Source organism: Corynebacterium sp. AOP40-4SA-5, from assembly GCF_052377355.1.
Classification (GTDB): Bacteria; Actinomycetota; Actinomycetes; order Mycobacteriales; family Mycobacteriaceae; genus Corynebacterium.
The window spans coordinates 22,549-28,563 of record NZ_JBQSWS010000030.1 but is presented as its reverse complement, the minus strand read 5'-3'; the positions used below and the strand labels follow the sequence as shown (position 1 = coordinate 28,563).

Here is a 6,015-nt window from a genome sequence, read left to right as displayed (position 1 = left end):
GGCGCCGGAGGAGATGTTCCCGCTACCGTCCTCCAGGTGAGCCCGGATGAACCACTGGAACTTCTCCATCTCGCGCACCTGGCCCACGATCAGGTCCTCGGTGACCGGATCGAGCTGGTCCACGGCGGAGTCGGCCTCGCGGGTGTCCACGATGACCTTGTCGTAGATCTCGTTCAGGGCGGTGAGGTGCTGCTGCACCGTGCCCTTGTTGATCGGGTACTGCAGCGGGTCGCGGCCCGGTGCGTGCGAATCAGGGGTGCCGACCGGCTCGCCACCGAGCGCGGCGATGCGCTCGGCCACGTCGTCCGCGTCACCACGGACACGGTCGACCTCGGGGTCGAGCATCTCGTGGACACCGATGAACGTCGGACCAACGACGTTCCAGTGCGCGTGCTTGAGAATCAGGTGCAGGTCGTTGTACGCGGTGAGACGCTCCTGCAGGATGTCGATGACCTGCTTGGCGTCGCCCTCGGACAGGCCCGGAACAGTGAAGTTACTCATGATGTGAATCTCTCCTTTCACCAACTCAGAGTACGCGCGGGCGGCGGGGCCCGCCATGTTCACATAATTGTTCTCGCCGACCTCCCACGGAATGTAGTGTTACCGATATTATGACTTCACGAACGAATCCCTCCCGCGTACGACGTCTCGCCCGCCGGGCCCAGGGGCAGGTCATGAAGCGGGTCTTCTCCGGCCCCCAGGCCTTCGAACGCTCCCTGGACGTGTGGCCGCCGCTCGCCGGCGCCGGCGTGAAGGTGCGCGGCATCGCCGACGACTGGTCACACGGCACCGTCGTCCTGCGACTCGGCCCGCTGAACCGCAACATGCACGGTGCGGCCTTCGGCGGCACGCTGTTCGCCATGACCGACATCCTCTTCGGCACCCTGGTGATGAAACGCCTCGGCTCCGACTACGAGGCCTGGACCCGCACGGGCAGCTTCCAGTACCTGAACCCGGGGCGCAACGGGGCCAAACTCCTCGTCGACGCGGACGACGCGATGATCGACGACATCATCTCCAAGGTGGAGCAGCACGGCTACTACAACGTGGCCTACACCTCGGTGATCCGTAACCCCGACGGCACCGTGGTGGGCATCGGCCAGCAGGACCTGCACGTACGCCCCCGCAAGGGCCGCGAGGCGCAGCGTCCCACCGCGCAGGACGGCTCGACGACCGCGCGCGGCGTCGAGGAGTCCGCCCCGCCGCTGGAGCCACGCGGCATCACGTTGGCGTCGCTGGTCACCGCCCTGGCGTGGCGGGCGTGGGGCAGTGAGGACGATGCGTCCGACCATGGCGGGCAGCTCAACTCCGCGCTGAGCCACTCCCGCCGTATCCCCGATCCCGAGGACCAGGCGCGCTACGTGGCGGCCGAGGCGCTGAAGACCGGCGCACTGACCCGCGAGCAGATCCTGGAACTGCACATCCCCGAACGGCTGCTGCCGGTAAGGAACGAGGAATGAGCGCGACCACCCCACCCCACTCACCGCACTCCCCGCCCGAGCAGGCCGGGCGCGGCACCGGCCGGCGACGGTCCCTCCCGGTGCGGCTCTACCGCTCCGTGGAGAGCTACATCACCCGCTACGTGTTCTCCACCCCACGCGGGATGGAGCAGGTCACGCGCCTGTGGCCGCCGCTGGCGGGCTCCGGCATCCGGCTGCGCAACATCGCCGACGACTGGTCCCGCGGCGAGGTTGTCCTGCGGCTCAGCCCGATGACCCGCACCCCGAACAACGCCGCCTTCGGCGGCACCCTGTTCGCCATGACCGACATCCTCTTCGGCACCCTGGTGATGCGTCGTCTGGGTTCCGACTACGAGGCGTGGACGCGCACCGGCACCTTCCAGTTCCTCAACCCGGGGCAGAACGGTGCGTTGCTGCAGGTCGAGGTCGACGACGACATGGTCGCGATGATCCGCCAGCGGGTGCGTGACGACGGCTACCTCAACGTGGCCTACACCTCGGTGATCCGTAACCCCGACGGCACCGTGGTCGGCATCGGCCAGCAGGACCTGCACGTACGCCCCCGCAAGGGCCGCGAGGCCAGCCGCGAGTTCGCCACCGACGGATCCTCCACACCGCGCTCGGCCGACGAGTCCGCCCCGCCGTACGACCCGACCGGAATCACCCTGGCCTCCCTGGTCACCGCCGTGGCGTGGAAGGCGTGGGGCGGCCCCGAGGACCGGGCCAACGGCGACGGCCGGTTGAACTCGGTGCTCAGCCACGCCCGACGCATCCCGGTGCCCGAGGACCGCGCACGCTACGTGTGCGCCGAGGTCCTCGCCGACGGTGCGATGACCCGCGACGAGGTCATCGGCATGCGCATCCCCGAGTCGCTGCTGCCGTAGCCGGCGCTACTGCCCCTGCCCCGCCTCGCGCGGCAGGACGAACGCCAGGATCTCCGGCAGCGTGACGACCCGCGGCAGCAGGGTGCCTGTGCCGACTGTGCCGCCTGTGCCGCCGGCGCCACCGGACCCGCTCACGCCCACGAGCTGCTCGCTGGCCTCACGCATCCGGCGGAACGCCTCGTACACCGGCATCGACGCCGGCAGCACCAGCAGGTCCCGGGCCAACGGGGCGGCCGGGGCCGTCCGCGCCTCCGGCAGGGTGTCGCGCACGTGCAGCACCGACGTCGACGTACCGTCCGGCCCCTCCAGTAGGACGCGCATCTGCGCGGTGCGGCGGGCGGCGTCCTGCACCTCCCCGACCGTCGCCGCGGCCGTCAGGTGCGGGACCTGCGTGCCCGGCAGCTCACCGAGGGTTCGTTGCTGCAGGTCCAGGGCGCCGGCGATCTGGGACTGGAACTCCGCCTCCAGGGCACCCTCCTCGGCGGAGTGCTCCACGAGGTGGCGCAGGGTGGCGGCGTCGTGCCCGCCCGCGGCGGCCCGGTCGACCGGTTCCACCCCGGACATCTTCACCAGGCGGTTGGCCACCCGGTTCATCCACAGCAGCAGCGGACGCAGCACCCACGCCAGCGCCCTCGCCGGCACGGACACCAGACGGGCAGCGCGCTCCGGGAAGGCGATCGCCCACGACTTCGGCGCCATCTCGCCGATGACCAGGTGCAGGAAGGTCACCACCAGCAGGGCCAGGACGAAGGACACGGTGTACGCCGCACCGTCCGGGATGCCCCAGGCGGTGAACAATGGCTTCAACCAGGCCGACACCGCCGGCTTGGTCACCGCGCCGAGGGCGAAGGTGCAGGCGGTGATGCCGAGCTGCGCGGCGGCGAGCATCACCGTCAGTTCATTCACGCCGCGCAGGGCGGCGCGGGCGGTGAGGCTCCGGTCCGCCGCGTCCTCCAGCCGGTGGCGCCGCACGCCCAGCAGGGCGAACTCGATCATCACGAAGAAGGCGCTGCCCACGAGCAGCAGCAGGGTCACCAGGACCACGGTGAGGTCACTCATCGTCGCTCACCTCCAGGTGGACGAGCAGTTCGGTGGGTACGTGGTTGCCGACCTCGGTCACCTCGGCGACCAGGACGCGGTCCTGCGGGCGGTCGTCGACGACCTCACGCGGGTCCCGCGGCAGGGCGACGGGCACGACCTCACCGACCTCCGGCAGGGAACCGAGCTCGTCGATGACCAGCCCGGCGAGGGTCTCGTACTCCCCGTCGGGCAGGCGCACGTCGAGCACGCGTGACACCTCGTCGAGGTGCTCGTCGCCGGCGATACGCCAGCGCTGCACACCGTCGGAGGTGGTGACCTCCGCACTGATGTGGTGCTCGGGGGCGTCGTGCTCGTCGGTGAGTTCGCCGACGAGCTCCTCGGCCAAGTCCTCGGCGGTGAGCACGCCGGACACCCCGCCGTACTCGTCGACCACGCAGGCCAGCCGGTTGTCGGACTCCTGGAGTTCCACCAGGGCGTCCGGCAGGGCCATGACCTCGGGCAGCACCACCGGCTCACGCACCAGCGTGGCCACCGTGGTGGACGGGTCGAGGTCGGGGTCGAGGACGTCGTCCAGGTGCAGCACACCGTAGAGACGTTCCTCCTCCTCGTGGGACTCCTCGTCCTCCACCGAGCCGAGCACCGGGTAGCGGGTGTGGCCGCCGGCCATGCGCACGCGCGCCTCGGCCACGGTGGTGCCCGGGTCCATCTCGCCCAGGCGCGCCCGGGGCACCATCGCGTGCTCCACGGTGCGCTCGGGGAAGTCGAGGATGCGGTCGATCAGCATCGACAGCTCCCGGGGCAGGTCACCGGAGGCGCGCGAGTCGGCGACGATGCGTCCCAGGTCCTTGCGGTCGGCGGTGGAGTCCACGTCCTCCACCGGGGTCACACCCACCAGGCGCAGCAACGCGTTGCTGGACCAGTCGAAGAAGGCGATGAGCCAGCCGAAGAGGAACAGGTAGGCCTGCGTGGACCGGGCCAGGGCGCGGGCCAGCGGCTCCGGGGCGGCGATGGCGAGGTTCTTCGGGTACAGCTCGGCGAAGATCATCTGCACCACCGTGGCCACCAGCAGGGTGACCGTGGCGGCGACGGCGGCGGTGCCCGCCCCGCCGAGGATCTCCCCGACCGAGCCGCCGATCATCGGTTCGGCCAGCTCACCGACCAGCAGGCCGGTGACGGTGATGCCCAGCTGCGCGCCGGAGAGCATGAAGCTCGTCCTGCGGGTGACCGCCAGGGCACGTCCGGCCGCGGCGTCCCCGTCGGCGGCGAGGGCGCGCAGACGCGCCCGGTCCACCGACATGTACGCGAACTCCTGCGCCACGAAGTAGGCGTTGGCGACGATGAGGGCCAGGATGACGACGATGCCGAGCAGCAACGTCAGCAGCGGGCTCACCGGTCACCCCCTGAGGCCGGTGCGCTCCCTGCGCGGGGCGGGTGGCTGTGGCTGCTCCTGCAGCTTGTGCCACCCCTGGTACTCGGACACGGACCATCGTCCATGGTGGACGCTCAACTCCTTCATGCGGTGAATGTAAGTGATACGCAGGATACACGATCCCGGGTACCCTCGGCGCGCATGAGTACCGCAGAGTTCCCCGACGTCTACCGGGCCGCCGACGACCGCTACGCCACCATGCCCTACCGCCGCTCCGGCACCTCCGGACTGCAGCTGCCGGCGATCACCCTGGGCCTGTGGCACAACTTCGGCGACGACCGTCCACTGGACACCCAGCGGGCGATCCTGCGCCGCGCCTTCGACCGCGGCGTGACGCACTTCGACCTCGCCAACAACTACGGTCCGCCGCCCGGTGCGGCGGAGGAGAACGTGGGACGGCTCCTGGCGTCCGACTTCCGCCCGTACCGCGACGAACTCGTGGTCAGTTCGAAGGCGGGCTGGCGGATGCAGGACGGCCCGTACGGCTTCGGCGGCTCGCGCAAGTACCTCGTGGCCAGCTGCGACGCCTCACTGCGCAGGCTCGGCCTGGACTACGTGGACATCTTCTACCACCACCGTCCCGACCCGCAGACCCCCGTGGAGGAGACCGTGGCCGCCCTCGACCACCTGGTGCGCAGCGGGCGCGCCCTGTACGTGGGCATCAGCTCCTACTCCCCCGAGCTGACCCGTCGGGCGACCGCGGTGGCCCGGGACCTGGGGACCCCGCTGACCATCCACCAGCCCTCCTACTCGATGTTCAACCGGTGGGTGGAGGACGGTCTGCTCGCCGCCTGCGCCGACGAGGGCCTCGGCGTGATCGCCTTCTCCGCCCTGGCGCAGGGACTGCTGACCGGCAAGTACCTGGACGGTGTGCCGGAGGGGTCGCGGCTGGGCGCGGGGAAGATGTCGGAGTCCTTCCTCACCGACGAGACGGTCGAGGCGGTGCGCGCGCTGAACACCGTCGCCGAGGCGCGGGGTCAGAGCCTGGCGCAGATGGCGATCGCGTGGGTGCTGCGCCGCCCGGAGGTGACGAGCGCGCTGATCGGTGCGTCCTCGGTGGCCCAGTTGGACGACTCGCTGGACGCCCTCGACAACCTGGACTTCACCGACGGCGAGCTCGCCGAGATCGACCGGTGGGCCGTGGACCGTGGCATCAACCAGTGGGCCGGTGCCACGGAGTCGACGGCGTAACCCGCGACCG

6 protein-coding genes are annotated in these 6,015 nt (G+C 70.5%); 3 read left to right on the top strand and 3 right to left on the bottom strand.

All coding sequences use genetic code 11. The features are described 5' to 3' along the window. Window positions 1–501, bottom strand: a 501-nt coding sequence (gene dps / locus ACT3S3_RS13965; protein WP_301444084.1) for a DNA starvation/stationary phase protection protein Dps, incomplete at its 3' end; no start/stop codon positions are given. Window positions 502–611: 110 nt separating this feature from the next. Here dps and ACT3S3_RS13960 point away from each other — a divergent pair. Both ACT3S3_RS13960 and ACT3S3_RS13955 read left to right on the top strand, forming a co-directional pair. Beyond that, complete coding sequence (locus ACT3S3_RS13960; RefSeq protein ID WP_301444083.1) at window positions 612–1,460, top strand: PaaI family thioesterase; 849 nt, start codon at window positions 612–614, stop codon at window positions 1,458–1,460. After that, window positions 1,457–2,344: a PaaI family thioesterase gene (locus ACT3S3_RS13955; RefSeq protein WP_301444082.1), complete on the top strand. Its 888-nt coding sequence runs from the start codon at window positions 1,457–1,459 to the stop codon at window positions 2,342–2,344. Before ACT3S3_RS13960 ends, ACT3S3_RS13955 begins: the two co-directional genes overlap by 4 nt. Window positions 2,345–2,350: 6 nt before the next feature. Here the strand turns inward: ACT3S3_RS13955 and ACT3S3_RS13950 are convergent, their stop codons facing one another. Further along, window positions 2,351–3,403, bottom strand: coding sequence for a CNNM domain-containing protein (locus tag ACT3S3_RS13950; RefSeq protein ID WP_441579306.1), 1,053 nt, complete (start codon window positions 3,401–3,403; stop codon window positions 2,351–2,353). Further along, window positions 3,396–4,766, bottom strand: coding sequence for a hemolysin family protein (locus ACT3S3_RS13945; protein ID WP_301443843.1), 1,371 nt, complete (start codon window positions 4,764–4,766; stop codon window positions 3,396–3,398). Before ACT3S3_RS13945 ends, ACT3S3_RS13950 begins: the two co-directional genes overlap by 8 nt. 189 nt (window positions 4,767–4,955) lie before the next feature. Between ACT3S3_RS13945 and mgrA the strand changes: the two genes are divergently transcribed. Then, window positions 4,956–6,005, top strand: coding sequence for an L-glyceraldehyde 3-phosphate reductase (gene mgrA / locus ACT3S3_RS13940; protein ID WP_301443840.1), 1,050 nt, complete (start codon window positions 4,956–4,958; stop codon window positions 6,003–6,005). Window positions 6,006–6,015: the final 10 nt, after the last annotated feature.